Annotated in this window: 25 protein-coding genes; 16 read left to right on the forward strand and 9 right to left on the reverse strand. The window is 66.4% G+C overall.

Annotated elements, in window-relative coordinates; genetic code table 11:
- The 5 genes from prpC to AC3FKG_RS00025 all read left to right on the forward strand — a co-directional run.
- The coding region (prpC, locus tag AC3FKG_RS00005) for a bifunctional 2-methylcitrate synthase/citrate synthase (protein WP_488742114.1) at window positions 1-1,131 on the forward strand (1,131 nt) is incomplete at its 5' end.
- A 194-nt stretch (window positions 1,132-1,325) separates the two neighbouring features.
- Entirely contained in the window at window positions 1,326-1,871 is a 546-nt protein-coding gene (locus AC3FKG_RS00010) for a hypothetical protein (RefSeq protein WP_483708710.1), read from the forward strand.
- 246 nt (window positions 1,872-2,117) lie between these two features.
- Window positions 2,118-4,829 carry an aconitate hydratase AcnA gene (gene acnA / locus AC3FKG_RS00015; protein WP_483708711.1) on the forward strand — a complete coding sequence of 904 codons (2,712 nt, stop codon included), beginning with the start codon at window positions 2,118-2,120 and terminating at the stop codon, window positions 4,827-4,829.
- Between the two features lie 223 nt (window positions 4,830-5,052).
- Window positions 5,053-5,193: a hypothetical protein gene (locus tag AC3FKG_RS00020; RefSeq protein ID WP_483708712.1), complete on the forward strand. Its 141-nt coding sequence runs from the start codon at window positions 5,053-5,055 to the stop codon at window positions 5,191-5,193.
- Window positions 5,194-5,295: 102 nt separating this feature from the next.
- Entirely contained in the window at window positions 5,296-6,498 is a 1,203-nt protein-coding gene (locus AC3FKG_RS00025) for a DUF2863 family protein (RefSeq protein WP_483708713.1), read from the forward strand.
- Between the two features lie 60 nt (window positions 6,499-6,558).
- Here the strand turns inward: AC3FKG_RS00025 and trmB are convergent, their stop codons facing one another.
- Window positions 6,559-7,236 carry a tRNA (guanine(46)-N(7))-methyltransferase TrmB gene (gene trmB, locus AC3FKG_RS00030; RefSeq protein ID WP_483708714.1) on the reverse strand — a complete coding sequence of 226 codons (678 nt, stop codon included), beginning with the start codon at window positions 7,234-7,236 and terminating at the stop codon, window positions 6,559-6,561.
- 150 nt (window positions 7,237-7,386) lie between these two features.
- Here trmB and AC3FKG_RS00035 point away from each other — a divergent pair, with 150 nt between their 5' ends.
- Entirely contained in the window at window positions 7,387-8,982 is a 1,596-nt protein-coding gene (locus AC3FKG_RS00035) for an ABC transporter substrate-binding protein (RefSeq protein ID WP_483708715.1), read from the forward strand.
- 43 nt (window positions 8,983-9,025) lie between these two features.
- On the opposite strand, the gene AC3FKG_RS00040 is transcribed toward AC3FKG_RS00035, so the two are convergent.
- Together AC3FKG_RS00040 and AC3FKG_RS00045 are read right to left on the reverse strand one after the other, a co-directional pair.
- Entirely contained in the window at window positions 9,026-9,898 is an 873-nt protein-coding gene (locus AC3FKG_RS00040; protein ID WP_488742115.1) for a class I SAM-dependent methyltransferase, read from the reverse strand.
- A gap of 68 nt (window positions 9,899-9,966) precedes the next feature.
- Complete coding sequence (locus AC3FKG_RS00045; RefSeq protein WP_488742116.1) at window positions 9,967-11,109, reverse strand: PLP-dependent cysteine synthase family protein; 1,143 nt, start codon at window positions 11,107-11,109, stop codon at window positions 9,967-9,969.
- A 173-nt stretch (window positions 11,110-11,282) separates the two neighbouring features.
- Between AC3FKG_RS00045 and AC3FKG_RS00050 the strand changes: the two genes are divergently transcribed.
- Together AC3FKG_RS00050 and AC3FKG_RS00055 are read left to right on the forward strand one after the other, a co-directional pair.
- Window positions 11,283-11,651 carry an ArsR/SmtB family transcription factor gene (locus AC3FKG_RS00050; RefSeq protein ID WP_488742404.1) on the forward strand — a complete coding sequence of 123 codons (369 nt, stop codon included), beginning with the start codon at window positions 11,283-11,285 and terminating at the stop codon, window positions 11,649-11,651.
- Window positions 11,648-12,730, forward strand: coding sequence for an SRPBCC domain-containing protein (locus AC3FKG_RS00055; protein WP_483708718.1), 1,083 nt, complete (start codon window positions 11,648-11,650; stop codon window positions 12,728-12,730). The genes AC3FKG_RS00050 and AC3FKG_RS00055 overlap by 4 nt, the downstream gene beginning before the upstream one ends.
- Window positions 12,731-12,742: 12 nt before the next feature.
- Here AC3FKG_RS00055 and AC3FKG_RS00060 read toward each other — a convergent pair whose 3' ends face one another.
- The 3 genes from AC3FKG_RS00060 to AC3FKG_RS00070 all read right to left on the reverse strand — a co-directional run bounded on the left by AC3FKG_RS00060 (window position 12,743) and on the right by AC3FKG_RS00070 (window position 16,872).
- Window positions 12,743-13,258 carry a DNA-deoxyinosine glycosylase gene (locus AC3FKG_RS00060; RefSeq protein ID WP_483708719.1) on the reverse strand — a complete coding sequence of 172 codons (516 nt, stop codon included), beginning with the start codon at window positions 13,256-13,258 and terminating at the stop codon, window positions 12,743-12,745.
- A gap of 68 nt (window positions 13,259-13,326) precedes the next feature.
- A complete protein-coding gene (gene htpG / locus AC3FKG_RS00065; protein ID WP_483708720.1) occupies window positions 13,327-15,228 on the reverse strand; it encodes a molecular chaperone HtpG in 1,902 nt (633 codons plus the stop codon).
- Between the two features lie 105 nt (window positions 15,229-15,333).
- A complete protein-coding gene (locus AC3FKG_RS00070) occupies window positions 15,334-16,872 on the reverse strand; it encodes an aminotransferase-like domain-containing protein (protein WP_483708721.1) in 1,539 nt (512 codons plus the stop codon).
- 84 nt (window positions 16,873-16,956) lie between these two features.
- On the opposite strand from AC3FKG_RS00070, the gene AC3FKG_RS00075 reads away from it, so the two are divergent.
- From AC3FKG_RS00075 to AC3FKG_RS00105, 7 genes are all read left to right on the forward strand, one after another.
- Window positions 16,957-17,634 (forward strand): VOC family protein, encoded by a 678-nt coding sequence (locus AC3FKG_RS00075; protein ID WP_488742117.1) that lies wholly within the window; start codon window positions 16,957-16,959, stop codon window positions 17,632-17,634.
- 121 nt (window positions 17,635-17,755) lie between these two features.
- On the forward strand, window positions 17,756-18,394 hold the full coding sequence (locus AC3FKG_RS00080; protein ID WP_483708723.1) for a LysE family translocator: 639 nt from the start codon (window positions 17,756-17,758) through the stop codon (window positions 18,392-18,394).
- A gap of 15 nt (window positions 18,395-18,409) precedes the next feature.
- The gene (locus AC3FKG_RS00085; protein WP_488742118.1) at window positions 18,410-19,396 is read left to right on the forward strand and encodes a DMT family transporter; all 987 of its coding nucleotides are present in this window, start codon (window positions 18,410-18,412) and stop codon (window positions 19,394-19,396) included.
- An 11-nt stretch (window positions 19,397-19,407) separates the two neighbouring features.
- Entirely contained in the window at window positions 19,408-19,863 is a 456-nt protein-coding gene (locus AC3FKG_RS00090) for a RidA family protein (protein WP_483731581.1), read from the forward strand.
- A gap of 19 nt (window positions 19,864-19,882) precedes the next feature.
- On the forward strand, window positions 19,883-20,212 hold the full coding sequence (locus AC3FKG_RS00095) for a DHCW motif cupin fold protein (protein ID WP_483708726.1): 330 nt from the start codon (window positions 19,883-19,885) through the stop codon (window positions 20,210-20,212).
- Window positions 20,213-20,254: 42 nt separating this feature from the next.
- Window positions 20,255-21,445 (forward strand): aminotransferase-like domain-containing protein, encoded by a 1,191-nt coding sequence (locus tag AC3FKG_RS00100; protein ID WP_488742119.1) that lies wholly within the window; start codon window positions 20,255-20,257, stop codon window positions 21,443-21,445.
- Between the two features lie 32 nt (window positions 21,446-21,477).
- Entirely contained in the window at window positions 21,478-22,122 is a 645-nt protein-coding gene (locus AC3FKG_RS00105; RefSeq protein WP_483708728.1) for a glutathione S-transferase family protein, read from the forward strand.
- 22 nt (window positions 22,123-22,144) lie between these two features.
- Here AC3FKG_RS00105 and AC3FKG_RS00110 read toward each other — a convergent pair whose 3' ends face one another.
- Entirely contained in the window at window positions 22,145-22,792 is a 648-nt protein-coding gene (locus tag AC3FKG_RS00110; protein ID WP_483708729.1) for a LysE family translocator, read from the reverse strand.
- 377 nt (window positions 22,793-23,169) lie between these two features.
- Here AC3FKG_RS00110 and AC3FKG_RS00115 point away from each other — a divergent pair, with 377 nt between their 5' ends.
- Complete coding sequence (locus tag AC3FKG_RS00115) at window positions 23,170-24,846, forward strand: L-lactate permease (RefSeq protein ID WP_483708730.1); 1,677 nt, start codon at window positions 23,170-23,172, stop codon at window positions 24,844-24,846.
- A gap of 63 nt (window positions 24,847-24,909) precedes the next feature.
- Here AC3FKG_RS00115 and AC3FKG_RS00120 read toward each other — a convergent pair whose 3' ends face one another.
- Together AC3FKG_RS00120 and AC3FKG_RS00125 are read right to left on the reverse strand one after the other, a co-directional pair.
- Window positions 24,910-25,440 (reverse strand): chromate transporter, encoded by a 531-nt coding sequence (locus AC3FKG_RS00120; protein WP_488742120.1) that lies wholly within the window; start codon window positions 25,438-25,440, stop codon window positions 24,910-24,912.
- Window positions 25,437-25,994, reverse strand: coding sequence for a chromate transporter (locus tag AC3FKG_RS00125; protein ID WP_483708732.1), 558 nt, complete (start codon window positions 25,992-25,994; stop codon window positions 25,437-25,439). Before AC3FKG_RS00125 ends, AC3FKG_RS00120 begins: the two co-directional genes overlap by 4 nt.
- Window positions 25,995-26,076 lie beyond the last annotated feature (82 nt).

A 26,076-nucleotide genomic window follows, 5' to 3' on the forward strand; every position in this document is an offset into this window, starting at 1 on the left:
CCGAAGCCCAAGAAGTCCGTTGCCCTGTCGGGCGTGACCGCCGGTAACACCGCCCTGTGCACCGTTGGCCGTACCGGCAACGACCTGCACTACCGCGGCTATGACATCCTGGACGTGGCCGATGCCTGCGAGTTCGAGGAAATCGCCCACCTGCTGGTCCACGGCAAGCTGCCGAACAAGGCCGAACTGGCCGCGTACAAGACCAAGCTGAAGTCGCTGCGCGGCCTGCCCGCCAACGTCAAGGCCGCGCTGGAATGCGTGCCGGCCTCGGCCCACCCGATGGACGTGATGCGCACCGGCGTGTCGGTGCTGGGCACCGTGCTGCCGGAGAAGGACGACCACAACACCCCGGGCGCGCGCGACATCGCCGACCAGCTGATGGCCAGCCTGGGCTCGATGCTGCTGTACTGGTACCACTTCAGCCACAACGGCCGCCGCATCGAAGTCGAAACCGACGATGACTCCATCGGCGCCCACTTCCTGCACCTGCTGCACGGCAAGAAGCCGTCGGCCCAGTGGGAACGCGCGATGCACACCTCGATGATCCTGTACGCGGAGCACGAGTTCAACGCATCGACCTTCACCGGCCGCGTCATCGCCGGCACGGGCTCGGACATGCACTCGGCCATCTGCGGCGCGATCGGCGCGCTGCGCGGCCCCAAGCACGGCGGCGCCAATGAAGTGGCCTTCGAGATCCAGAAACGCTACGACAACGCCGACGAAGCCGAGGCGGATATCCGCCGCCGCGTGGAGAACAAGGAAGTCGTGATCGGCTTCGGCCATCCGGTGTACACCATTGCCGACCCGCGCAACCAGGTCATCAAGGCCACCGCGCGCGAACTGTCGAAGGAAGCCGGCTCGATGAAGATGTTCGACATCGCCGAGCGCCTGGAAACGGTGATGTGGGATATCAAGAAGATGTTCCCGAACCTGGACTGGTTCAGCGCCGTGAGCTATCACATGATGGGCGTGCCGACCGCGATGTTCACGCCGCTGTTCGTGATCGCGCGTACGTCGGGCTGGGCTGCGCACATCATCGAGCAGCGCATCGACAACAAGATCATCCGCCCGAGCGCCAACTACACTGGCCCCGAAAATCTGAAGTTCGTCCCGATCGCGAAACGGAAGTAAAGCGCGGAAGTAAAGCGCATGTGAGGCTCGCGTCCGCCACATTCCCCCGACTTGCGCCCGATTATGTAACGAAAGGGCAGGCTACTTGCCCTGTTCCGCAAATCGTAGAGAATATCGGCGGAATCTTGCCCACGCCCGGGAATCCTCCCAGGCGTGCCAGACCATAAAGACACAGACCCCGAAAGGTTATTTCTATGAAAAAGCTCGTCCTCGCAGCGTGCCTCGGCGCGTTCACCCTCGGCACCGCCGGCACCGTGATGGCCCAGGAACCGGCCCACAAGACCACCAAGAAGGCGCCGGCCAAGAAGAGCAGCAAGGCCGCCCCGGCTGCAGCGGCCGCCGTGACGCCGACCGGCGAAAAATGGCAGTGCGAACTGGGCAACGCCTTGTACATCTCGGGCAACATGCTGCGCGATGAAGTCCTGACCGTGAACTGGCAGGGCCGCGAATACAAGCTGCCGCGCCAGTCCACCGTGACCGGTGCCGACCGCTACTTCGACGCCCGTAGCGGCCTGGACCTGGTGGTGATCCCGAGCAAGGCCATGCTGTTCAACAAGAACCTCGGCCAGCGCCTGGCCGATGAATGCCAGAACGCCGAGATGCAGGCCGGCGGTGCCGCGCCGACCCAGGCTGGTGGCCTGCGCGCGCCGGTGACCTCGCCGCTGCTGGCCGCGCCGCCGCAGCAACAACAACAGCAACTGCCCGACGCGACCCAGCAGTCGGCTGTGCCGAAGCAGTAAATCCGGCGGTTCCCGGGCCGGCCCTCTCAGGGCCGGGCCATCGGGCGCCATGCCGGCTCGGGATGGTTGCCGGCATGGCAGTCATTGCGCGAACGCAGCGTTCGCCGGCACGCGCTGGCGGGCGGCGTGCGCGGCGGTTAGAGTATCAGTCGCAACGACATCGGACCGCGGTGAACGCCATGACAGCGCCGCCGGGGTCAGGTCCGACTCAACGCCACCGCAACATTCCTCGACTGGAGTATGGCAATGCCCCACAACCTCAATAAGACGCAGACCCTACAAGAATTCAAGATCGGCTCTTCAGGCAAGGGCCAGTTTTATTCCCTGCCCCGGCTGGGCGAGGAACTGAACGTGGCGATCGAACGCCTGCCCGTGTCGATTCGCGTGGTGCTCGAGTCCGTGCTGCGCAACTGCGACGGCAAGAAGGTGACCGAGGAACATGTCCGCCAGCTTGCCGGCTGGCAGCCGAACGCGGACCGTGTCGACGAGATTCCGTTTGTGGTGGCCCGCGTCGTCCTGCAGGATTTCACCGGCGTGCCGTTGCTGGCCGACCTGGCCGCCATGCGCAACGTGGCCGAGAAAATGGGCCGGAATCCCAAGCAGATCGAACCGCTGGTTCCCGTGGACCTGGTGGTCGACCACTCGGTGCAGGTCGACCATTTCCGCGAGAAAAAGGCGCTGGACCTGAACATGCAACTGGAATTCCAGCGCAACAACGAGCGCTACCAGTTCATGAAGTGGGGCATGCAGGCCTTTGACACCTTTGGCGTGGTGCAGCCGGGCTTCGGCATCGTGCACCAGGTCAACCTGGAATACCTGGCACGCGGCGTCCACAAGAAGGACGGCGTGTATTACCCCGACACCCTGGTCGGCACCGACAGCCACACCACCATGATCAACGGCATCGGCGTGGTGGGCTGGGGCGTGGGCGGCATCGAGGCGGAAGCCGGCATGCTCGGCCAGCCGGTGTACTTCCTTACGCCGGATGTGGTGGGCGTGGAGCTGACTGGCCGCCTGCGTGAAGGCGTGACCGCGACCGACCTGGTGCTGACCATCACCGAGATGCTGCGCAAGGAAAAGGTGGTCGGCAAGTTCGTCGAATTCTTCGGCGAAGGCACCGCCAGCCTGGCGCTGCCGGACCGCGCCACCATCGGCAACATGGCGCCCGAGTATGGCGCCACCATGGGCTTCTTCCCGGTGGACGAGAAGACCATTGACTACTTCCAGGGCACGGGCCGCTCGGACGAGGAAATCGCCGCCTTCGAGGGCTATTTCCGTGCGCAGCAGATGTTCGGCATCCCCAAGGCTGGCGATATTGACTACAGCAAGGTGGTCTCGCTGGACCTTGGCACCGTGGCCCCGTCGCTGGCGGGCCCCAAGCGTCCGCAGGACCGCATCGAGATCGGCAACGTCAAGAGCACCTTCAGCTCGCTGTTCAGCAAGCCCGTGGCCGAAAACGGCTTCAACAAGGAGCCGGCCGAGCTGGACCGCACTTACCAGACCGCCGATGGCATCGACGTGAAGAACGGCGACGTGCTGATCGCGGCCATCACCTCCTGCACCAATACTTCGAACCCCAGCGTACTGCTCGGCGCCGGCCTGCTGGCGAAGAAAGCCGTGGAAGCGGGGCTGACGGTGGCGCCGCACATCAAGACCTCGCTGGCCCCCGGAAGCCGCGTGGTCACCGAGTACCTGAAGGCCGCCGGCCTGCTGCCCTACCTGGAAAAACTCGGTTTCGGCGTGACCGCCTACGGCTGCACCACGTGCATCGGCAACGCCGGGGACCTGACGCCCGAACTGAACGAGGCCATCGTCAGCAACGACCTGGTCGCAGCCGCCGTGCTGTCGGGCAACCGCAATTTCGAAGCCCGCATCCACCCGAATATCCGCGCCAACTTCCTGGCGTCGCCGCCGCTGGTGGTGGCCTATGCCATCGCCGGCAACGTGACGCGCGACCTGATGACCGAGCCGGTCGGCAAGGGCAAGGGCGGCAAGGACATCTGGCTCGGCGACATCTGGCCGAGCTCGGACGAAATCCATGCGCTGATGAAGTTTGCGATGGATGCCAAGACCTTCAAGGGCAACTACGAGCAGGTCAAGAAGCCGAGCAAGCTGTGGGGCGCGATCAAGGGCACCAAGGGCCAGGTCTACGACTGGCCGGAGTCGACGTATATCGCCGAACCGCCCTTCTTCGATGACTTCACGCTGGAGCCGTCCGGCGTCAGCCCCAGCGTGCGCGGCGCCCGGGCACTGGGCGTCTTTGGCGATTCCGTGACGACCGACCACATCTCCCCGGCCGGCTCGATCAAGGACACCTCGCCCGCCGGCAAGTACCTGCTGTCGCATGGCGTGCTGAAGGCGGACTTCAACAGCTACGGTTCGCGCCGCGGCAACCATGAGGTGATGATGCGCGGCACCTTCGCCAACGTGCGCATCAAGAACCTGATGATCCCGCCGAAGGCCGACGGTTCGCGCGTGGAAGGCGGCCTGACCATCCACCATCCGACCGGCGACGAGATGTCGATCTACGACGCCGCGATGAAGTACATCGCCGAAGGCACCCCCACGGTGGTATTCGGCGGCGAGGAATACGGCACCGGCTCATCGCGCGACTGGGCGGCCAAGGGCACGCAGCTGCTTGGCGTGAAGGCGGTGATCGCCCGCAGCTTCGAGCGCATCCACCGCTCCAACCTGGTCGGCATGGGCGTGCTGCCGCTGCAGTTCAAGGGCAGCGACAGCGCGCAGACGCTGGGCATCACGGGCAACGAGACCTTCGACATCGAAGGCATCGAGGGCGAACTCAAGCCACAGCAGGACGTGGTGCTCGTGATCAAGCGCGCCAACGGCGACGTGCAGCGCGTACCGGTGCTGCTGCGCATCGACACGCCGATCGAAGTCGACTACTACAACCACGGCGGCATCCTGCCGTTCGTGCTGCGCCAGTTGCTGGCCGCCTGAGCGGCTCGCGTACTGACGACCGCCGCCCGCCCTGCCCGGCCTTGTGCCTGGCGGGGCGGGCTGTTTTCATTGGGGCGCAGGAAATTCGTTCATCACTTTTCGGGCTAGCCGCGTGTAAGTTCCACGCAAGCCAGCGCTGCCACACTGTGCCTCACAAGAATGGCGTTCAACGCCCGGAGGCCAGCCAGCCACAGTCCTCCGATCCACGAATCCAGGAGACACCATGGTCAAGATCATCATTGCGTTCGTCGTCGTCGCCGGCGCCGCCTTCTACCTGCTCAGCAAGGGCGGCGGCGATGTGTCGATGGGCGGTGAGCAGCACGGCACCGAAACCCACGCACCGGCTGCCGCCGAGCAAAAGTAGGACAGACACCCGGACATGGCGCCAGTCCGCTCGGACAGGCGTCATTCCTGTCAGCGCAGCGAGTAGAATACCGTTTTACGAAAAAACGGACGGTTTCTCTATATGGCAGGTTTTCGCCCCAAGGCTTCCCCGCGTCTTTCGCCCGATGCCGAGCGACTGGTGGCCGATGCGCTCGCCCTCGATGCATCGGGCAGCCGCATGGAGGACGCTTACTGGGAACGGCGGCTCTCGCAACGCCTGGGCCGGCTGCTGAAGAATGGCAGCCAGACCGCGCTCGACGCGGCGCTCGAACACCTGTTCAAGCACAACGCGGACGCCTCCGACGTGCTGGCCGAGCAGGCCGAGACGCTGGCCGAATCGGCCACGGTGGAAGCCGATGGCGTGCGCTATGATGCGCTGCTGGTCGCCGCGCCCATCCTGGCCCATACCCGCTACGCCATTCCGTCCGGCTCGCTGAAGCCCGACCTGGCGCAGACGCTGGCCGTGCACCTGCAGGCACACGTGCTAGCCACCGGCACCAAAGTGGCGCTGTCGCCGTACCTGTACAGCATCGACCAGCTGCCGCGCACCCATAGCGACACCTTCGCGCTGACCCACAAGCTGGCCGCCGCCGCACTGAGCGGTACGGTGCCCAAGGTGGACCTGCGCGACCTGCCCGAAACCGCGCCGATCCTGGCCGATCCGCGCTACCTGCTGGCCGTGGTGGTGGCACCGCACGAACAAGGGCTGTTCCGCTGGCAGGAAGATGCCAAGGAACACCACGCCGAGCGCTCGACCTGTCTCGAACAGTGGCGCAGCCAGGTGCAGGCCACCGTGGCCCTGCTGCTGCCGGGCTGCGAGTTCGAACTGCTGCTGCCGGACGCCTTCTTCCTGTCCTGCCGCGAATCCGACAAGAGCATCCGCCCGCTGACCGTGCGCGCGGCCGTGAACTACCTGAGCGGCACGCTGGACGTACCGGCCGGCCAGCTCGCGGCGGTGGTGGCGGCGTTCGGCGAGGAAGTGGTGGAAGAGTACCGCGTCGGCTTCACCATGCGTGGCGAAAAGGACGTGATCTACGGCATCGTCTGGCCAGTCTATGGCCGCGAAGCCGGCGAAGTGGATGCCGACGAGAAGGGCAACCCGCTCGAGCAGATCTGCGAAGAGCTGCGCAATGCCGGCGTCGAGGACATCTTCCGCCACGCCGCGTTGTTCGATCCGGAATACTGCGAAGACTGCGGCACGCCGCTCTATGCGGACCGCAATGGCGAGATCGTTCACGCCGAGTTGCCCGAAGACGCGCCGACGCAGCAGCCCCTGTTCCACTGAAGCTGGGATTTCTCCCGCTTCCACGCAACGGCCCGCACTGCGGGCCGTTGTGCTTTGCGGCTAGCGCTGCGTCACGCAGCGCCACAGGCCATGCCCTGATGCCGCGTACTTGCGCTCGAACGGCGTCATCGCAGGCTCCGGCTGCCAGGCCTCGGTGGCGGACGAGCGGCCGAGCATGCCCAGCGCCGCCGCGAACTCGTCGATGTAGATCTTCCAGTTGCTGCGGCATTCCAGGTAATCGCCACAGGCTGCCAGCGCGGGAAACACGGCGTGCCCCTGCCAGCGCCGTCCGAGATGCCCGATCTTCGGCCATGGATTCGGATAGAGCACATAGTGCCGCGCCACCGGCACGCGGGCTTCCTGCAACATGCGCCACACATCGACGAGGTCGGCGCGCGCCCAGCAGAAATTGCCGGGCATGGGCGCGTCGCCCCACCAGTCCTTGCCGGCACCGAGGCGCTTCTCCGACTGATCCACGCCGATCACGAAATGGTCCGGGAATGCCGTGGCCAGGCGCAGCGTGCTTTCGCCCACGCCGCAGCCCGCGTCGAGGATCAGCGGTACGTCGCCGGCCTGCCGCCACTGCGCCAACGCCTGGTCGAGCGCGCGTCGGCTGACATCGCCGATCGGCTTGCGAAACGGCTCGGCAAGATGGCGTGTCACGCGTGCCGCGAGGTGTTCGTGTATGTCGGACTGTGCCGAGACAATGTTGGGAGAATTGGCAAACATGGCCGCCATTTTAACGGCGCCGGGCACCCGCGCCTGACTGGAAAGCCTGCATGGATGTCGTTTTGCCGGCACAATGCGGGCAAATTGCCCGACAACCGCCCATGGCCGCGCGCCCGCCTCGCCCGCGGCCGACCGGGCCAGCATGAGGAGCCTAGCGCCATGCCTTTCCGCCGCCCTTCCAACCCCTCCCGCGCCATTCGCGCCGCGTTGCTCTGTGGCGCCGTCTTCACGCTTTCGGCCATTGGCGGCGCACGCGCCGAAGACCTGCGCATTGGCCTGGCCGCCGATGTCACGTCGATGGACCCGCAATGGAACAACGCCGGCCCGAACAACGCCATCGCGCTGCATATGTTCGAGTCGCTGGTGTTCATGGACAAGAACGCGCGCTACATCCCGGGGCTCGCGCTGTCCTGGAAGCCGCTTAACCCGACCACGTGGGAAATCAAGCTGCGCCCCAACGTGAAATGGCACGACGGTTCGCCGTTCACGAGTGCGGACGTCAAGGCTTCGCTGGAGCGGCCCGAGAAGCTGGTCAACAGCCCCGGCTCGTTCACCAGCTACACCAAGCCGATCGCGCGCATCGACACGCCCGACGCCCTGACGGTGCGCCTGACCATGAACGTGCCGAACTACGCCAACCTGGCCAATGACCTGAACAGCGTGCCGATCCTGCCAAAGAAGGTGGCCGCCACGCTCACGCAGGCCGACTTCGACTCGGGCAAGGCCATGATCGGCACCGGCCCGTTCAAGTTCGTGCGCTTCGCGCGCGGCCAGGAGATCGTAATGGCGCGCAATCCCGACTACTGGGGTCCGAAGCCCGAATGGGACCGCGCGATCTTCCGCATCATCACCGACAACGGCGCCCGCTCCGCCGCGTTGCTCGCGGGCGATGTCGATGTCATCGAAAGCGTGCCGGCGGCCGACGTGGCCAAGCTCAAGCAAAACCCGAAGTTCCGCATCGAGCAGACGGTGTCATGGCGCACGATCTTCTGGCAGATGGACCAGTCGCGCGACAACCCGCCGTACGTCACCGACAAGGCGGGCAAGCCGCTGGGCAAGAACCCGTTCAAGGATGCGCGCGTGCGCGCCGCGATCTCCAAGGCCATCAACCGCGACGCCATCGTCAGCCGCATCATGGAGGGCCTGGCGGTGCCGGCATCGTCGCTGGTGTCGCCGCAGATCTTCGGGCACCCGGGGACCAAGCCCGAGGCCTACGACGCGGAAGGCGCGAAGAAGCTGCTGGCCGCCGCCGGCTATCCGAACGGCTTCGGGCTGACGCTGCACGCGACCAACAACCGCTACCTGAACGATGCCGCCGTGGCGCAGGCCACCGCGAGCATGCTGACGCGAGTGGGCATCCAGACCAAGGTTGAAACCATGCCGGTGGCGGTGTACTTCACGCGCGCGCGCCAGGGCGATTTCTCGTTCGAGATGCTGGGCTGGGGCTCCGCCGCGGCCGACGTGGCGCTGCGCTCGATCGTCGGCACACCCGATCCCAAGACCGGCTACGGTACATGGAACTGGGGCAAGTACAGCAATCCGCAACTGGACAAGCTGATCGAAAAATCGCTCACCACAGTCAGCAGCGACAAGGCGCGCGAAGAGAACGCGAAGGCCGCCGCGAAATTCGCGCTGGATGACCACGCCATCATTCCGTCGCACAGCCAGCTCGCGATGTGGGCGATGAAGAAGGGCCTGAAGTACGAAGCGCGTACCGACGAGTGGTCGCTCGCGCAGTTCTTCCACAAGGAGTGACGGCCCGCTGATGCCGGGGCGGGCCCCGCGCATCAGCTATCCATCAGATCACCAGCTTCTCTTCCTGGCGCGCATTGGCCCCGCGCAGCTTCTTCACCCAGTCGCGCGCCGGCAGCCCGGTGGTCGTTTCCACCACGTCGGCACGCGCTTCCAGCGTTTCCCACGACACGTCGATGGCCGGCCCGTTGAACGCCAGGGCGATGACGTTGCCGTCGTGGACTTCCGGGAACACCAGCACGCGGTTGTCGAAGGCATCGCAGATGCGCTCGATGTTCTTCGGGAAGCTGTCGTGGTCGCCGAACAGGTTGATGGTCATCACGCCCGGCGACTTCAGCGTACGGCGGCAGGCGCGGTAGAAGGCGGTGGTGTCGAGCACCGGGCCGCGCGCCGTGGCATCGTACAGGTCCACCTGCAGCGCATCGACCGACTCCGTGCTGGCGGCGTCCATCACATAATCCCAGGCATCCTGCTCGCGCACGCTCAGGCGCGCGTCGTCCTCGCGCAGGCCGAACATGCTGCGGCCGGCGATGATCACCGCCGGGTTCAGCTCCACCGCGGTCACGCGGGCCCGCGCGAAATGCCGGTGGCTGAACTTGGTCAGCGCCGCCGCGCCCAGACCGAGCTGCACCACGTGGAAGTCCGGCGCTGAGGGCGACAGGAACAGCAGCCACGCCATCATCTGCTGGGCGTATTCGAGTTCGATAGCATCGGGCTTGCGCAGGCGCATCGCGCCTTGTACCCACTCGGTGCCGAAGTGCAGGTAACGCACGCCGTCCATTTCGGAGAACGTCACCGGGGCAAAGCGCGGCGTCATGCGCTTTTCTTCCTTGGCCGGGCGTTCGCCGCGCGTACGGGTGCCGCGCGCGGGGCGGCGCGAGGCCACGGCCTCGATCGATTTGCGTTTCAGTAGGGTCATGTCTTGCTTGTTCGGGCAGGCCAGCAGCCAGCGCAGGAAAGCCGCGATTGTGACAGAAACGCGCGCGGTCATTCCGCGGCGCCGCCGGGAAACCCGTCACCCGCGGCCGCCAGGCCGTCCACTGCCAGCGGCGTCAGCACCGGTTCACCTTTCACGGCACGGCCGATCAGTGCGTCCGCCGCGTCCACCTGGATGCGCTGTTCCTGGTACCAGTCGTCGTCGTAATAGGTTGTGGCATAGCGTTCGCCGCTGTCGCACAGCAGCGTGACGATCGCGCCGCCCTGCCCGGCCGCGCGCATGCGCTGCGCGAGGTACAGCACGCCGACAAAGTTGGTGCCGGTCGATCCGCCCACGCGGCGCCCGAACCGTTGCGCCAGGTAGCGCATCGCGGCGAACGACATGGCGTCGGGCACCTTGAGCATGGCGTCGATGCAGGTCGGGAGAAAAGACCGCTCCACGCGCGGACGGCCGATGCCTTCGATGCGCGAGCCCGTATCAAGCGTCAGTGCCGGATCGGGTTGCCCCGCCAGGCAGCCACGGAAATGATCGAAGAACACGGAGTTCTCCGGATCCGCGCAAAGGATGCGCGTCTGGTGCCGCCGGTAGGCCACGTAGCGCCCCAGCGTGGCCACCGTGCCGCCCGTGCCGCCGCTGGCCACGATCCACGCCGGTACCGGATGCAGTTCCTGCGCCATCTGCTTGAAGATGGACTCGGCGATATTGTTGTTGGCTCGCCAGTCCGTCGCGCGTTCGGCGTAGGTGAACTGGTCCATGAAATGCCCGCCCGATTCGCGCGCGATGCGGTGCGACTCGACGTAGATCTCGGACGGGTTGTCGACGAGATGGCAGCGCCCGCCATAGAACTCGATGGCCTCCACCTTGGCACGCGAGGTGCCGGCCGGGATCACCGCCACGAACGGCAGCCCCAGCAGGCGCGCGAAATAGGCTTCCGAGATCGCGGTCGAGCCGCTCGATGCCTCCACTACCGTGCTGTCCTCATGCAGCCATCCATTGCACAGCGCATACAGGAACAGCGACCGCGCGAGCCGGTGCTTGAGACTGCCGGTCGGGTGGCTGGATTCGTCCTTGAAGTAGAAGCGGATGTCCGGATAGCCCGGCAGGTCCAGAGGAATCAGGTGGGTATCGGAGGACCGGTTGAAATCGGCCTCGATGCGGTGGATCGCTTCGTGGGTCCAGGCTGAATGCGGCATGGCACTTCCCCGGCAATACTGCGAGTGACAGGCCCGGTCTGCGGAGGGACCGGGGCGGTGGGGCGTGCCGCCATCGTACAGGAAGAGCCGATGCCACCGTATCGGCGGGCATGGAGCAAACGGCAGATGTAACAGCCCTTGATCTTCATTTAACCAACACGTTAAATGAAGACATGCCAAACACCAGCGACCCGCTCTCCACCATCTTCGCCGCCCTGGCCGACCCGACGCGCCGCGCGATCCTGGCGCGGCTGTCCGAGGGCGATGCCCCGGTCAGCGAACTGGCGCGCCCGTTCGATATCTCTGGCCCGGCCATCTCCCGGCACCTGCGTGTGCTGGCCGATGCGGGCCTGATCGAGCGCGAAATCAGCGCCCGCTGGCGCATCTGCCATTTGCGCCCCGGGGCCATGCGCGATGCGCACGGCTGGCTGGAGACCTATCGCCGGCTTTGGGAAGGCAATCTCGACAGGCTGGTGGCTTTTGTCGAGCAGACGCAAACCGAGACTGCTGTCACCGATCGAAAGAAGGGGATCAAGTCATGACTGAAGCTGCAACGTTTCACCTGGAGATGACCCGCCAGATCCGCGCGCCGCGCGAGCGGGTCTTTGATGCATTCACGGACCAGAGCGCTCTGGCTGCCTGGCATTGCCCGCGTGGCATGCAGGTGCGGGAAGCCAGCGCCGATGCGCGAGTGGGCGGCCGTTACCGGCTGGTGATGGGAGCGAAGGACGGCGAGCAACACATCGTCGGTGGCGAGTACCAGACGATCGATCGCGCCAACTTCCTGGCCTATACGTGGCAATGGGAAGGCAGCGAACTACCGGCCGGCGTGCGCACGCTGATCGAGATCACGCTGACCGACAAGGATGGCGGCACGCACTTGCACATGCGCCATAGCGGCTTCCCCGACGCCGCCACGCGCGATTCGCACAACATGGGCTGGCAATCGGTCTTCAACAACCTCAGCGACTATGTGGATGCCGAAGGCAGCGCCGGCACGCTGACTGTCTACGGCGATGCGCGCAGCACCTACGTGCGCACGGTGCGGCTGGCGCTCGCGGAGAAAGGCGTGCGCTACACGTTCAAGCCCGTGGCGCCGCACGTCGACGAACTGCTGACTCATAACCCGTTCGGCCGCATCCCGGCATTCACCGATGGTCCGATCGACTTCTACGAGACGCGCGCCATCCTCGGCTATATCAACGAAGTCTTTGGCGGCCCGAACCTGATTCCGCAAACCGGACCCACTGCCCGCGCGCGCTGCGAGCAGTGGATCAGCCTGATCAACTGCCACGGCTACGATGCGATGGTGCGGCGCTACGTGCTGCACTACGTGTTTCCGAAGGGCCCGGACGGCAAGCCTGATCGCGCAATCATCGAGGCGGCTCTACCCGATATCGAGCGGCAGCTGGATGCATTGGAGCAGGCCTATGGCGGCCGAGATTTCCTGGTCGGGAATGCGTTGTCGATGGCCGACCTGTTCTTCGCGCCGATCGTCGAGTACCTGGGGCGATTCCCCGAGAGCGCGGCGATGCTGGAGACGCGGCCGAATATCCGGCGGGGTCATGCGGTCATGCGCGCGCGGCCGAGCTATGCGGCTACGCAGCCGGATCTTGGCTGACCGGTCGAAATATCAGCGTCGTTCCCGCGCCCTGGCAGGCAGCCATGCCTGCAATGCCTGCCAGGCGTGCAGCTTCTGTGCATACGCCAGCGTGTAGGCCGGGCTGCTGGAGGGAAGCATCACAAGCTGGTGCCGATCCGCGTGATGCGCCAGCGCTTTCGCGCCAATGCGCGCCGCCGTGCCGCCATTGAACGCAATCGCCACGAGGCTGGGCAAGGACTCGACCAGGCCGGTCAGGTCGTTGCCCGCATGGTCTCGGATACTGCTATCGAGGCTGCCTTCGCGCCGCGCCTCGGCCACCACGTCCCACAGGCCGATACAGCGCGCGAGCAACGCCTGCAGCCGCGCGTCGTACTCCATAGAACGCAGGTCCACGCCGATCGTATCGCCAACCAGCCGCCAGAACTGATTCTGCTTGTGCGCGTAGTACTGGCCCTGCGCCAAAGACGCCTCGCCGGGCAGGCTGCCGAGGATCAATACGCGGGTCTCGGCATCCACGACAGGGGGAAAACAGCGCTTCAGCGTCATGCGTCGTTATCGCTTACGTCCGCAGGCAAGAAGGGCCGGTCGCCCGGCCCTTTTCCTTACGCCCGTGTTCAGGCAAGCAACTTGTTCACACGCTGCACATAGGCCGTCGGGTCATCCAGCATGCCCCCTTCAGCCAGCAGCGCCTGATCGAAGAGGACGAGCAGACGGTCATTGAAGCCATCGCCTTCCGGCAGGTCACGCAGCTTCTTCACCAGCGCGTGCTCGGGATTGAGTTCCAGGATCGGCTGGGCATCCGGCGCTTTCTGGCCGGCCTGCTTCAGCAGGCGCTGCAGGTAGCCGCTCATGTCGCCTTCGTCCGAAACCAGGCACGATGCCGACTCGGTCAGCCGCAGCGTCACGCGCACATCCTTGGCCTTGCCTTCGAGCACGGTCTTGGCGCGAGCGACAACATCCTTCCATTCAGTCTCGGCCTTCTCCTGCTCGGCCTTTTCGGCCTCGTCGGCAAGCGTGCCCAGGTCGAGGTCGCCGCGGGCGACCGACACCAGCTCCTTGCCATCGAATTCGCGCAGGAACGACAGCATCCACTCGTCGACGCGGTCGGTCAGCAGCAGCACTTCGATGCCCTTCTTGCGGAAGACCTCGAGGTGCGGACTGTTCTTCGCGGCGGCCCACGTATCGGCCGTCACGTAGTAGACCTTGTCCTGCCCTTCCTTCATGCGGCCGACATAGGCGGCCAGCGACACGGTCTGGTCGGCGTTGTCGGTGTGCGTCGAGCTGAAGCGCAGCAGCTTCGCGATGCGCTCCTGGTTGGCCTGGTCCTCGCCCATGCCCTCCTTCAGCGCCTGGCCGAACTGCTGCCAGAAGGTCGCGTACTTGGTACGCTCGGCTTCGTCTTCGCTGTCGGCCAGCGATTCCAGCATCGACAGCACGCGCTTGGTGCTGCCTTCGCGGATCGCCTTGACGTCGCGGCTTTCCTGCAGCAGTTCGCGCGAGACGTTCAGCGGCAGGTCGGCTGAATCGATCACGCCCTTGACCCAGCGCAGGTACGACGGCAGCAGCTGCTCGGCGTCGTCCATGATGAAGACGCGCTTCACGTAGAGCTTGAGGCCGTGCTTGTGGTTGCGGTCCCACATGTCGAACGGCGCGCGCGCCGGGATGTACAGCAGCTGCGTGTATTCGCTGCGCCCTTCCACGCGGTTGTGGGTCCAGGCCAGCGGCGCTTCGTTGTCGTGCCCGATGTGCTGGTAGAACGCGGTGTACTGCTCGTCGGTAATGTCCGACTTCGGACGCGTCCACAGCGCGCTGGCCTGGTTGACGCTCTCCCACTCGTCGGTGCGCTTGTAGGTGCTGGCCTCGGCATCCCACACTTCCTTGGGCATGCGGATCGGCAGCGAGATATGGTCCGAGTACTTCTGGATGATGCTCTTCAGGCGCCAGGCCGAGAGGAAATCGTCCTCGCCTTCGCGCAGGTGCAGCGTGATGGTGCTGCCGCGTTCGGCGCGCGTGATGGCGTCGACGCTGAACTCGCCGTCGCCCGCGCTTTCCCAGCGCACGGCTTCGTCGGCGGCCAGGCCCGCGCGGCGGGTTTCGACCGTGACTTTGTCGGCGACGATAAAGGCCGAGTAGAAGCCCACGCCGAACTGGCCGATCAGCGCGGCATCCTTTTGCTGGTCGCCGGACAGTTGCTGGAAGAATTCCTTGGTGCCCGAGCGCGCGATGGTGCCCAGGTTGCGGATGGCCTCGTCGCGGCTCATGCCGATGCCGTTGTCGGTGATCTTCAGCGTGCGGGCGGTGGCGTCAGCTTCGATGCGGATGGCCAGGTCGGCGTCGTTTTCGAGCAGCGAGGGGTTCGCGATCGCCTCGAAGCGCAGCTTGTCGGTGGCGTCGGAAGCATTCGAGACCAGCTCGCGGAGGAAAATCTCCTTGTTGCTGTACAGCGAGTGGATCATCAGGTGCAGCAGTTGCTTCACTTCCGCCTGGAAGCTCATCGTTTCGTGCGGTGCGGACATGGTTCTCCTTTTCGAATCCGGAAAATCAGGGTGTGAGGGTGGCGCAAGGCCAGTGCTCACGGAAATAGGGCCGGCTCCGGCCAATTTCAAGACCGGCCGGCGGCTTCAGCGCCGGTCCAGCTGCCGGGACAGGAAGTCGAGCATGTCCGGGTCGCCGCTGCTGGCGACGTTGAAGCGCATCCAGCCGGACGGCATCTGCGACGGCGAAAACAGGCTTCCCGGCGCGAACAGGTAGCCCTTGTCATGCCCAGCCGTGGCGATGGCATTGGTATCGCGGCCGGTATCGGCCCACAGGTACATGCCCGCATGCTGGCCCGGGAAAAGCCGCAGGCCGCGGCGCTCCAGCTCGCGCCGGGTGTCGTCGCGGGCCCGGTCCAGCCGGCCGCGCACCCGCTCCACATGCTTGCGGTAGTGGCCCTCGGTCAGCACCTTGTACAGCACGCGCTCGTTGATTTCCGGCGTGGCCAGGCCTGCCAGCAGCTTGCTATCGGTCAGCGTCGCGGCCCGGTCCGGGTGCGCGGCGATGAAGCCCACGCGCAGGTTCGCCGCCAGCGTCTTGGAGAAGCTGCCCAGGTAGATCACGCGGCGCAGCTGGTCCAGGCTGGCCAGCCGCGTGGCGGCATGGCCGGGCGGGCACAGGTCGCAGTAGATGTCGTCCTCGACGATCAGGAAATCGTACTGCTCGGCCATCTGCAGCAGCCGGAACGCCTTGGCGGCGGACAGCGAGGTGCCGGTCGGGTTGTGCAGCACCGAGTTGATGACGAACAGCCGCGGCCGGTGCGCCTGCACGATGCGCTCCAGCGCCTCCAGGTCCGGCCCTTCGGCCGTGTAGGGCACGCCGATCACCTGCGCGCCCTGCGCGGCAAAACGGCCGAACATCACGAACCAGGCCGGGTCTCCGACCAGCACGGTGTCGCCGGGGCACAGGTAAAGCCGCGCGATCAGGTCGAGCGCCTGCGTGATGCCCGACGTCAGCACGATCTGCTCTGCCGTGGCGCCGATCTCCAGCTCCTCCAGCCGCGTGCGCAGCTGCTGGCGCAGCGGCAGGAAGCCCTGCGGCGTGCCGCTGGCCAGGAAATGGTTGCCCGGCTGGCGGCCCAGTCCGCGCAGCGCGCTGGCGATCAGTTCGCCATCGAGCCACTCGTTGGGCAGAAAGCCGAGACCGGGCGCCTTGCGGGTCTCGGCGGTATGGAACATGCTGCGCAGCAGCCAGGTCACGTCGATATTGCGCGCGGCCACCGCCACGGGCGCCACCGGCGCGGCCGAGGCCTGCGCCACGCGTTCGCGCACGTAGAAGCCCGAGCCGCGGCGCGATTCGAGGTAGCCCAGCGCCACCAGCCGCTCGTACGCCTCCACCACGGTAAAGCGCGAAATGCCCTTTTCCTGCGCCAGCTGGCGGATCGACGGCATGCGCATGCCGGCGCGGAACACGCGTTCGTCGATGCGCATGCGGGCCCATTCTGTGAGCTGCTCGACCAGCGTCATCTGCGCCGACGGCACCGGGTCGGGCATGCGTTCCGTACTGCCTGCCGCGCCGGGTGGCACGACCAGCCGCAACGCGCGCCCTGATGTGTCCTGCGCGCCGCTTCCGCTATCCTTGCGATCGGGCGCGGCGGAGGAATCCTGCTGCTGGCTGCCGTCCATGTGGTGCTCCTGCAACTGTACTGAATACGATCCGCATAACTGTACCGGTACTGTACCGACTACCTTGTCTACCATCAAGCCAACATGAAGCTCGCCCTCGATCACCTCGTCATTGCTGCATCGACCCTCGACACCGGCACGGCATACGTCGCCGACGCGCTTGGCATCGCTCCGCACGGAGGCGGCGCCCATGCGGCCATGGGCACGCACAACCGCGTGCTCGGCTTGTTTGGCGGGATGTATCTGGAGGTAATCGCGGTCGATCCGGACGCGCCTGCGCCGCAGCGCCCGCGCTGGTTCGGGCTCGACAGCGACCGCGTGCGCGCGCGGCTGCAGGCCGGCCCCTTCCTGCTGCACTGGGCCGCGCGCGTGGAGCGCCCCGCCGACCTGACGCGCTGGCAGGCGCAATATCCCGACCGGATCGCGCCGGTCATTCCGATGCAGCGTGGGGACCTGCGCTGGCGCATCACGGTGCCGGAAGACGGCAGCCTGCCCGCCTGGCACGGTGAAGCCGCCAGCGCCGGCGACGGCCTGCTGCCGAGCCTGATCCAGTGGGACGTTTCCCCGCATCCTGGCGCCAGCCTGCCGCGGCAGGACCTGGCGCTGCGCCGTCTCACCGGCCAGCATCCGCATGCCGAACTGCTGCGCCAGGGCCTGGCATGGCTGGGCGGCGAGACGCTGATATCGCTGGAACAGTGCGATGGTCCGCCGCGGTTGATCGCTGAAATCGAAACCCCGCAGGGCATCCGCACCCTGCGCTAGCCGAACGCCAACAAGAACAAGACCACGGAGATTCACCGATGACCGTCACCCGCAAACGCTTCGACGACGATCCTTGCCACGGCACCGACCGGCGCGTGGTCGTCAACTTCGCCTGGGCGCCATGACCGGAAATTTCCTGACCGGCCTCTCGGCAGCGCAATTCCTGGCGCTCATCACGCTGCTTGCAGTGGGTTCCTTCACACCAGGACCCAACACCACCATCGCCGCCGTGACGGGAGCCAATTTCGGCCTGCGCGCCACGCTGCCCCATTGCGTGGGCGTGGCCTTCGGCTTTGCCAGCATCCTGGCGCTGTGCGCGGTCGGCGTCGGCGCGCTGATCCTGCGCAGTCCGGCACTGGCCACCATCGTGCATATGGCCGGCGTGGGCTACTTGCTGTGGCTGGCCGCCAGGATCGCGCGCAGCACCGTGCTGGCGGAGAAGCAGGTCTTGCGCCCGCTCAATGTGTGGCAGTCCGCCGTGCTGCAGTACGCCAACATCAAGGCGTGGATGATGGCGCTGGCCACCGCCGCGTCGTACATGGCCGGCGCGCCCTCGCCCGCGCAGCGCGTGCTGCTGGTTTGCACCACGTTCGGCATGTTCGGTTTCGTCAGCAACAGCCTGTACGGCGTGCTGGGCGCCTCGCTGCGGCAATGGCTGATGCAAGGCAACCGCGTGCGCTGGTTCAACCGCACCATGGGTCTGGCGCTGGCCCTTACCGCCGTGTGGATCGCCGTCAGCGTGCGCCCCGCGGCGCCCTGATCCACCAGCATCAACATGACTGATCCGCAGGCAAGTTCCTCCCCCTCGCACCCGCCGCATTCCGGCGGCATGCTGCTGGGCTTTACCGGCGTGGCGATCTTCAGCCAGACGCTGCCGTTCACGCGCATGGCCGTGACGGAACTGGACGCGAACTTCGTCGCACTCGCCCGCGCCGTGATCGCGGCCGTGCTGGCACTGGCGCTGCTGGCCATGCGCGGCGCGCTCGATGCGCAGCGACGCCCGCGTGGCGGCCAATGGGCCAGGCTGGCCGTGACCGCGCTTGGCGTGGTGGTGGGCTTTCCGCTGTTCTCCTCGCAGGCCATGCGCGAAGTGCCGGCCAGCCATGGCGCCATCGTGATCGGCCTGCTGCCGCTCGCCACCGCGGTGTTCGCCGCCTGGTTCGGGCGTGAACGGCCTTCGCCCGCATTCTGGCTGTCGGCCGTGGCCGGCAGCGCGCTTGTGACCGGCTTTGCCGTATGGCAGGGTGCCGGGGCGCTGCAGCATGCGGACTGGTACCTGTTCGCCGCCGTGGTGCTCGGCGCGCTTGGCTATGCCGAAGGCGGCAAGCTGTCGCGCGAGCTGGGCGGGCTGGAGACCATCAGCTGGGCGCTCGTGGTGTCTCTGCCGGTGCTGCTGCCCGTGGTGGGCTGGCTCGGCTGGCGCGACAGCGCCGTGATCGCCGCCGCATCGCCGCGTGCCTGGATCGGTATGGCCTATGTGTCCGTGTTCTCGATGTTCATCGGGTTCCTGTTCTGGTACGCCGGGCTGGCAAAAGGCGGCGTGGCGCGTGTCGGGCAGATACAATTGCTGCAGCCGTTCCTGACGCTGGCAGGCGGCGCGCTGCTGCTGGCCGAGCCGCTGGATCCGGCCACCATCGCCTTCGCCGTGGCGGTGATCGCCGTGGTGGCGCTGGGCCGGCGCGCCGCCGTGCAGCAGGCCGCGCCCACGGTCGCCGGCACCGCCGCCGAAACGCCCCCTATCCTTCCGAAACGCACTCACTGACAGGAGATCACATGTCCGTCTACGACACCCTTGCACGCCTGGGCATCGAACTACCCACCGCCGGCGCCCCGGCCGCCGCCTATGTCATGGCCGCGCAGACCGGCAATACCGTGTTCCTGTCGGGCCATATCGCCCGCAAGGACGGCAAGGTATGGGCCGGCAAGCTCGGCAAGGACATCGACACCGAAGCCGGCAAGGCCGCCGCGCGGTCGATCGCGATCGACCTTCTGGCCACGCTGCACGGCCACGTGGGCGACCTGAACCGCGTCACGCGCATCGTCAAGGTGATGAGCCTGGTGAATTCCACCGAAGACTTCACCGAGCAGCACCTGGTGACCAATGGTGCCTCGGAACTGCTGGCCGAAATCTTCGGCGACAAGGGCAAGCACGCGCGCAGCGCGTTCGGCGTGGCGCAGATTCCGCTGGGCGCCTGCGTCGAGATCGAAATGATCGTCGAAGTGAACTGAACCATCGGCCGCTGCCGCGATGCGCATCGACAACCTGCCCTTCGGCACCACCGACTGGTCCGCGGTCGAACCCACGCGCCACCCCGGCGAACGGGGCGAGGCGCTTTGGCGCACGCGCCAGTTTGGGGAGATCCGGGTGCGCATGGTCGAGTACTCGGCCGGCTACCTGGCGGACCACTGGTGCTCGAAGGGCCATATCCTGTTCGTGCTGGACGGCGAACTGCATACCGAACTGGAAGACGGCCGCCAGTTCGTGCTCCGCGCGGGCACGAGCTACCAGGTTGCCGACCAGGCGGAACCGCACCGATCGTCGACGCCGACCGGGGCCAGACTATTCATCGTTGACTGAGCCGCCCGCCAGGCGGTTCTCCCCAGAGAAAAGAGAAACATCATGCAATGGGCCATCTCCCGCCGGGCGCAGCAACTGACCAGCTCGGCCATCCGCGAAATCCTGAAGGTGACCGAGCGTCCGGAAGTCATTTCCTTCGCCGGCGGACTGCCCTCGCCGGCCTCCTTCCCGGTAGCGGCCATGGAGGCGGCGACGGCCCGTGTATTCGCCGACAACCCGGCCGCGGCCTTGCAGTACGCGGCCACCGAAGGCTACCTGCCGCTGCGCGAGTTCATCGCCAGGCGCCACAACGTGGACGTGGAGCGCGTGCTGATCACCACGGGCTCGCAGCAGGCGCTGGACCTGATCGCCAAGGTGCTGATCGACCCGGGCAGCAAGGTGCTGGTGGAAACGCCGAGCTATCTCGGCGCGCTCCAGGCGTTTTCGCTGTTCGAGCCGGAATTCACCTCCATTCCCACCGACGACAAGGGCTTGCAGCCTGAAGCGCTGACCGCCGAACTGACCGCCGGCGCGCGCTTCCTGTACGCCCTGCCCAACTTCCAGAACCCGACCGGCCGCCGCCTGCCGCTGGAACGCCGCCAGGCCCTGGTGGCGCGCGCGAAGGAATTCGGCGTGCTGCTGGTCGAAGACGACCCGTACGGCGAACTGAGCTACACCGGCGACCAGCTGCCGACGCTGCTGTCGATGAACCCCGACGGAGTGATCTACATGGGCTCGTTCTCGAAGGTGCTGGCGCCGGGCCTGCGCCTGGGCTTCGTGATCGCCCCGCCTGAGCTCCACTTCAAGCTGTGCCAGGCCAAGCAGGCATCGGACCTGCATACGCCGACGTTCACCCAGCGCGTGGCCTACGAGACTATCCGCGACGGGTTGCTTGACCGCCACATCCCGACCATCCGTGAACTGTACGGAAAGCAATGCCAGGTCATGCTCGGCGCACTGGCGCGCCACATGCCCGAAGGCGTAAGCTGGAACGAGCCGGAGGGCGGGATGTTCATCTGGGTACAGCTGCCTGAAGGGCTGGGCCTGGACAGCATGGCGATCCTGGAAGAAGCCGTGAAGCGCAATGTCGCCTATGTGCCGGGCGCGCCCTTCTACGCCAGCAACCCGCAGCGCAACACGCTGCGCCTGGCGTTCGTGACGGTGCCGCCCGAGCGCATCGAGCAGGGCGTGGCGATCCTGGGCGAAGTGTTCCGCAAAGCCATCGCGTCGGCATCGCAGGCCCGCGCGGCCTGAAAAACACCGCAAATGATCAGGGGAGAATCTTCATGCTGCGGATCTGGGGTCGACTGTCGTCGATCAATGTACAGAAGGTGGTCTGGTGCGCGCGCGAGCTGCACCTGGACCATGAGCGCGTCGACATCGGCGTCAGCCAGGGCGACCTGGACACCGAGGCCTATGTCCGCCTCAATCCCAACCGCCAGATTCCCGTGATCGAGGACTTCCGCGGCACGGATGTCGGCGGCGAGCCCTTCGTGCTGTGGGAGTCCAATGCCATCGTGCGCTACCTGTGCGCGCAGTATGGCGAGGGCACGCTGTGGCCGGAAGACGTCAAGGCACGCGCCTCGGCCGATCGCTGGATGGACTGGCAGACCACCACCTTCAGCCCGGCCATGGTCACCGCCTTCCTCAATATGGTGCGCATTGCGCCCGAGAAGCGCGACGATGCCGCCGTGGCCGCGTCATGCGCGCGCACGAAACCGCTGGCTGCGATGCTCGACAAGGCCCTGACCGGGCGCGAGTTCATCGGCGGCGATCGCTTCACCATGGCCGATATCTCGCTGGCCTGCGCCGCCCATCGCTGGATGGGCACGCCGGTCGAGCACGAGCCGCGGCCGGAACTCGAGCGCTGGCTCGCCGCCATGCGCGCACGCCCGGCCGCCGAGGGCATCCTGGAACTGCCGCTGCGCTAAGCGCGCTGCGGCGGCCCCGCCCTTACTTGCCGGCGCGCGAACCCGACGCCGCCGTGAACACCCCGAGTCCGATAAAGGCCGCTGCCGTCAGGTAGCGGCCGGCCGCCCGTGCCCGCCCGGCACGGCGCAGCGCCGGCATCACGGCCGCCGCTGCCGTCACGTAGCAGACGTCCGTCGTGGCCGCGATCAGCACGAAACCCACGCCCAGCGCCAGACTCTGCGTCAGTGCTGAAGCCGCCGGATTCATGAACTGCGGCAGGAAGGCGGCAAAGAAGATAGCGGTCTTGGGATTGAGCAGCGCCACCACGAAGCCATCGCGCAATACCTGGCGCAGCGGACGCGCCGGAGGCGGCGTATCCGCATCCACCGCGGGCGCGGTGCGCAAGGTGCGGATGCCGAGCCAGATCAGATAGGCCGCCCCGGCGTACTTCACGACCGTGAAGGCCAGCGCCGAAATCGAGAACAGCACCGCCAGCCCGAGCGCGGCGCCCGCAGCATTGCCGAGGTTGCCCAGGGCCACGGCGCCGACCGACGCCAGCCCGGCGCGCCGGCCCTGCGCCAGCGTGCGCGTCACGATATAGACCACGGCCGGCCCGGGGGTCACGGCCAACGCCAGGCTCGCCAGCACGAATGCGCCAAGCAGCGGCCATGGGGGGAGGAACTCAGGCATGGTGTCTCCTTGATCGGATCCGGGATCCCGGATCTCTACGGCATCCGCCAGACAGGCTACGCACGCCGCGCGCCATTGCCAAGCCGACATTATGGTGATTTCCTGGCTGGCATACATTTCTAAGAGGCGCCGTTTAGAGTACTCTGGGCTTCAGGCAGCACGTGCGCCATGCTGCCCCCTGGCAAACCCTGATCCCTGAAACCGGTTCATGTATGTCATGACCGGATTTAAGGCGGCGAACCAGGAACCCATCCTTACAATCCTTGTTCGACTCGCGTGTGCGGCTGACGCCGCACGTCGGTACGCGTGTACAGCGGCAGCCAAGGGCACGGAGATCGCCCGGGCCGCCCGAGCCAAACCAGAGGAGGATTTCAATCGTGTGGAGTCAAGTCTATGACCCGCTAGGCAATATGGCGCTGTCCACCATTGCCGCGGGCGTCCCGGTCGCCGTGCTGCTTGCAGCGCTGGCCTTCTTTCATATGCAGGCGCACCTGGCCGCCGGCCTGGCGCTGGTCGTTGGCGTCGTCGTAGCTGCCGCGGTCTTCGGCATGCCTGCGGCCATGGCGGGCAAGGCCGCCGGGCTGGGCATTGTCTCCGGGCTGTTCCCGATCGGGTGGATCGTCCTCAACATCATCTTCCTGCACCGGCTGACCACACTGAACGGGTCGTTCAAGGTCTTGCAGAACTCCATTTCGGGCGTGACCGAAGACCGCCGCCTGCAGTTGCTGCTGGTGGCCTTCAGCTTCGGCGCCTTCTTTGAAGGCGCGGCCGGCTTCGGCACGCCGGTGGCCGTGACCGGTGCCATCCTGATCGGCCTGGGCTTTTCGCCGCTGGCCGCCTCGGGCCTGGCGCTGATCGCCAACACCGCGCCGGTGGCCTTCGGCGCGCTCGGTGCGCCGATCATCGGCTTGTCGTCGGTAACGGGCATCGACCAGGTCACGCTGTCGGCCATGATCGGCCGGCAGCTGCCCTTCTTTTCGGTGCTGGTGCCGTTCTGGCTGATCTGGGCCTTCGCCGGGTTCCGCGGCATGATCGCGATCTGGCCGGCCATTCTCGTTGCGGGCGTGACCTTCGCGGTGCCGCAGTTCCTGGTCTCGAACTTCCACGGCCCATGGCTGGTGGACGTGATCTCCTCGCTGATCTCGATGGGCTGCCTGACGCTCTTCCTGAAGATCTGGCACCCCAAGGAGATCTGGACCTCGACCAAGATCCTCGGCCGCCACGACGACTCCAAGGTCGACCACCCCGAAGCCGTGGCCGCCGAAGCCGCCGCCAGCGCCGCTTCGGCCGGCATCTCGGTCGCCAAGGCCTGGCTGCCGTGGATCATCCTGACCGTCTTCGTGTTCGTCTGGGGCATCCCCGAGTTCAAGAAGTTCATGGACGCGCTGTGGCAATGGAAATTCCCGATCCCGGGCCTCGACAAGGCGATCATCAAGCATCCGCCCGTCACGCCCAAGGAAATCGCCGAGCCGGCCGTCTTTGCCTTCAACGTGCTGTCGATGGCCGGCACCGGCATCCTGGTGTCCGCCGTCATTGGCGGCCTGCTGATGGGCTACTCGATCCCGCGCCTGGCCAGGGAATACTGGGAAACCATCAAGCTGACCAAGTTCTCGCTGCTGACCATCAGCGCGATGTTCGGCATCGGCTACCTGACCCGCTACTCGGGCCTCGATGCGACGCTGGGCCTGGCGTTCGCGCAGACCGGCGTGCTCTACCCTTTGTTCGGCACCATGCTAGGCTGGCTCGGCGTGGCGCTGACGGGATCGGACACCGCGTCCAACGTGCTGTTCGGCGGTTTGCAGAAGACCACGGCGGAGCAGCTTGGCCTGTCGCCGGTGCTGATGTCCGCGGCCAACAGCTCGGGTGGCGTGATGGGCAAGATGATCGACGCGCAGTCCATCGTGGTGGCCTCCACCGCTACCAAGTGGTACGGGCATGAAGGCGACATCCTGCGCTATGTGTTCTTCCACTCGATTGCGCTGGCGATCCTGGTGGGTATCTTCGTCACGCTGCAGGCCTACGTGCATCCGTTCACGCAGATGGTCATCCACTGACGTGGCCTGACCGTTTCACCGCCCCATGAAGCCCCGCTCCGGCGGGGCTTCTTATTGGATGCGTCAGAGCACGCCGAGCAGGCCGGCCACTCCCCCGATGACTACCAGCAACAACGGGTGCGCGCGGGTCTTCAGCATCAGCAGGACCGTCACCACGGTGATAGCCGCTGCGCCCCAGCCGTGGTCGACGCTGCGCGCCAGCACCCAGCCCGATGAGAACAGCAGGCCGATCGTCAGCGCCGCCAGCCCGCGCCGGATCAGGCCGGGCCAGGTCGCATGCGGCGAACGCCCGGAGAAATACTCGAACGCGAGCGCGATCAGGCTGGACGGGCCGCACATGCCGAACATTGCCGCAAGCGATCCGGCAAAGCCCGCCACCTGCCACCCGAACAGCGACACGAACAGCACATTGGGACCCGGCGCCGCCTGCGAGATTGCGTACATCGCCGAAAACTGCGCATCGGTCAGCCAGCCATTGGCCTCGACCAGGTAGCGATGCATGTCCGGCAAGGTGGAACTCGCCCCGCCGATAGCCAGCAGCGACAGCGCGCTGAAATGGGCGAACAGGCTGGCCAGCAGCCCGGCTGAGCTCATGGCTGCCCTCCGCGGTTTGCGCGCCACTCGAGCCACAGCGCGAGCGGCACGAGCACAACCATGACCGGCACCAGCGGCCAGCTCAGAAGACCGATCAGCAGAAAGGCTGCGCCGCCGATCAGCACGGCTCGCAGCGTCAGCGACAGGCTGTGAGCCAGCTTGATGGCCGTGGCCAGCATCAGGCCGGCCGATACCGCCGTCATGCCCGCCAGCATGCGCTGCACGGCGGGGACTTCCTGATAGTGCTGGTATAGCAGCAGCAAACCGAGCACGAGTCCCATCGGCACCATGACCAGGCCGCTGAACGCGGCCAGCGCGCCGCGCCAGCCGGCAAAGCGCAGGCCCAGCATCAAGGCCAGGTTGATGACATTGGGCCCGGGGAGGACCTGGCCCAGGCTCAGCAGTTCGACAAAATCGCGATCATCCATCCAGCGGTTGCGCTCCACCACGGCGCGGCGCACGAAGGGCAGGACACCGCCGAAGCCGGACAGGCCCATGCGGGCGAATTCGAGGAACAGGGCGCGGGGCGTGGGGGGTGGGGCCAGGGGGGACATGGGAAGAATTACAGGCAAGGGCCGGCGACGGAGATAGCGTGAAACCTGCCACGGCGGTACTCCCCTCTCCCGCTTGCGGGAG

Source organism: Cupriavidus sp. 22TCCZM04-2, assembly GCF_057798895.1.

Bases quoted from the DNA above. Each gene is read 5' to 3' on its own strand.
- AC3FKG_RS00010 (WP_483708710.1), top strand. From the start codon at position 1,326: ATGAAAAAGCTCGTCCTCGCAGCGTGCCTCGGCGCGTTCACCCTCGGC.
- acnA (WP_483708711.1), top strand. From the start codon at position 2,118: ATGCCCCACAACCTCAATAAGACGCAGACCCTACAAGAATTCAAGATC.
- AC3FKG_RS00020 (WP_483708712.1), top strand. From the start codon at position 5,053: ATGGTCAAGATCATCATTGCGTTCGTCGTCGTCGCCGGCGCCGCCTTC.
- AC3FKG_RS00025 (WP_483708713.1), top strand. From the start codon at position 5,296: ATGGCAGGTTTTCGCCCCAAGGCTTCCCCGCGTCTTTCGCCCGATGCC.
- trmB (WP_483708714.1), bottom strand. From the start codon at position 7,236: ATGGCGGCCATGTTTGCCAATTCTCCCAACATTGTCTCGGCACAGTCC.
- AC3FKG_RS00035 (WP_483708715.1), top strand. From the start codon at position 7,387: ATGCCTTTCCGCCGCCCTTCCAACCCCTCCCGCGCCATTCGCGCCGCG.
- AC3FKG_RS00040 (WP_488742115.1), bottom strand. From the start codon at position 9,898: ATGACCCTACTGAAACGCAAATCGATCGAGGCCGTGGCCTCGCGCCGC.
- AC3FKG_RS00045 (WP_488742116.1), bottom strand. From the start codon at position 11,109: ATGCCGCATTCAGCCTGGACCCACGAAGCGATCCACCGCATCGAGGCC.
- AC3FKG_RS00050 (WP_488742404.1), top strand. From the start codon at position 11,283: ATGCCAAACACCAGCGACCCGCTCTCCACCATCTTCGCCGCCCTGGCC.
- AC3FKG_RS00055 (WP_483708718.1), top strand. From the start codon at position 11,648: ATGACTGAAGCTGCAACGTTTCACCTGGAGATGACCCGCCAGATCCGC.
- AC3FKG_RS00060 (WP_483708719.1), bottom strand. From the start codon at position 13,258: ATGACGCTGAAGCGCTGTTTTCCCCCTGTCGTGGATGCCGAGACCCGC.
- htpG (WP_483708720.1), bottom strand. From the start codon at position 15,228: ATGTCCGCACCGCACGAAACGATGAGCTTCCAGGCGGAAGTGAAGCAA.
- AC3FKG_RS00070 (WP_483708721.1), bottom strand. From the start codon at position 16,872: ATGGACGGCAGCCAGCAGCAGGATTCCTCCGCCGCGCCCGATCGCAAG.
- AC3FKG_RS00075 (WP_488742117.1), top strand. From the start codon at position 16,957: ATGAAGCTCGCCCTCGATCACCTCGTCATTGCTGCATCGACCCTCGAC.
- AC3FKG_RS00080 (WP_483708723.1), top strand. From the start codon at position 17,756: ATGACCGGAAATTTCCTGACCGGCCTCTCGGCAGCGCAATTCCTGGCG.
- AC3FKG_RS00085 (WP_488742118.1), top strand. From the start codon at position 18,410: ATGACTGATCCGCAGGCAAGTTCCTCCCCCTCGCACCCGCCGCATTCC.
- AC3FKG_RS00090 (WP_483731581.1), top strand. From the start codon at position 19,408: ATGTCCGTCTACGACACCCTTGCACGCCTGGGCATCGAACTACCCACC.
- AC3FKG_RS00095 (WP_483708726.1), top strand. From the start codon at position 19,883: ATGCGCATCGACAACCTGCCCTTCGGCACCACCGACTGGTCCGCGGTC.
- AC3FKG_RS00100 (WP_488742119.1), top strand. From the start codon at position 20,255: ATGCAATGGGCCATCTCCCGCCGGGCGCAGCAACTGACCAGCTCGGCC.
- AC3FKG_RS00105 (WP_483708728.1), top strand. From the start codon at position 21,478: ATGCTGCGGATCTGGGGTCGACTGTCGTCGATCAATGTACAGAAGGTG.
- AC3FKG_RS00110 (WP_483708729.1), bottom strand. From the start codon at position 22,792: ATGCCTGAGTTCCTCCCCCCATGGCCGCTGCTTGGCGCATTCGTGCTG.
- AC3FKG_RS00120 (WP_488742120.1), bottom strand. From the start codon at position 25,440: ATGAGCTCAGCCGGGCTGCTGGCCAGCCTGTTCGCCCATTTCAGCGCG.
- AC3FKG_RS00125 (WP_483708732.1), bottom strand. From the start codon at position 25,994: ATGTCCCCCCTGGCCCCACCCCCCACGCCCCGCGCCCTGTTCCTCGAA.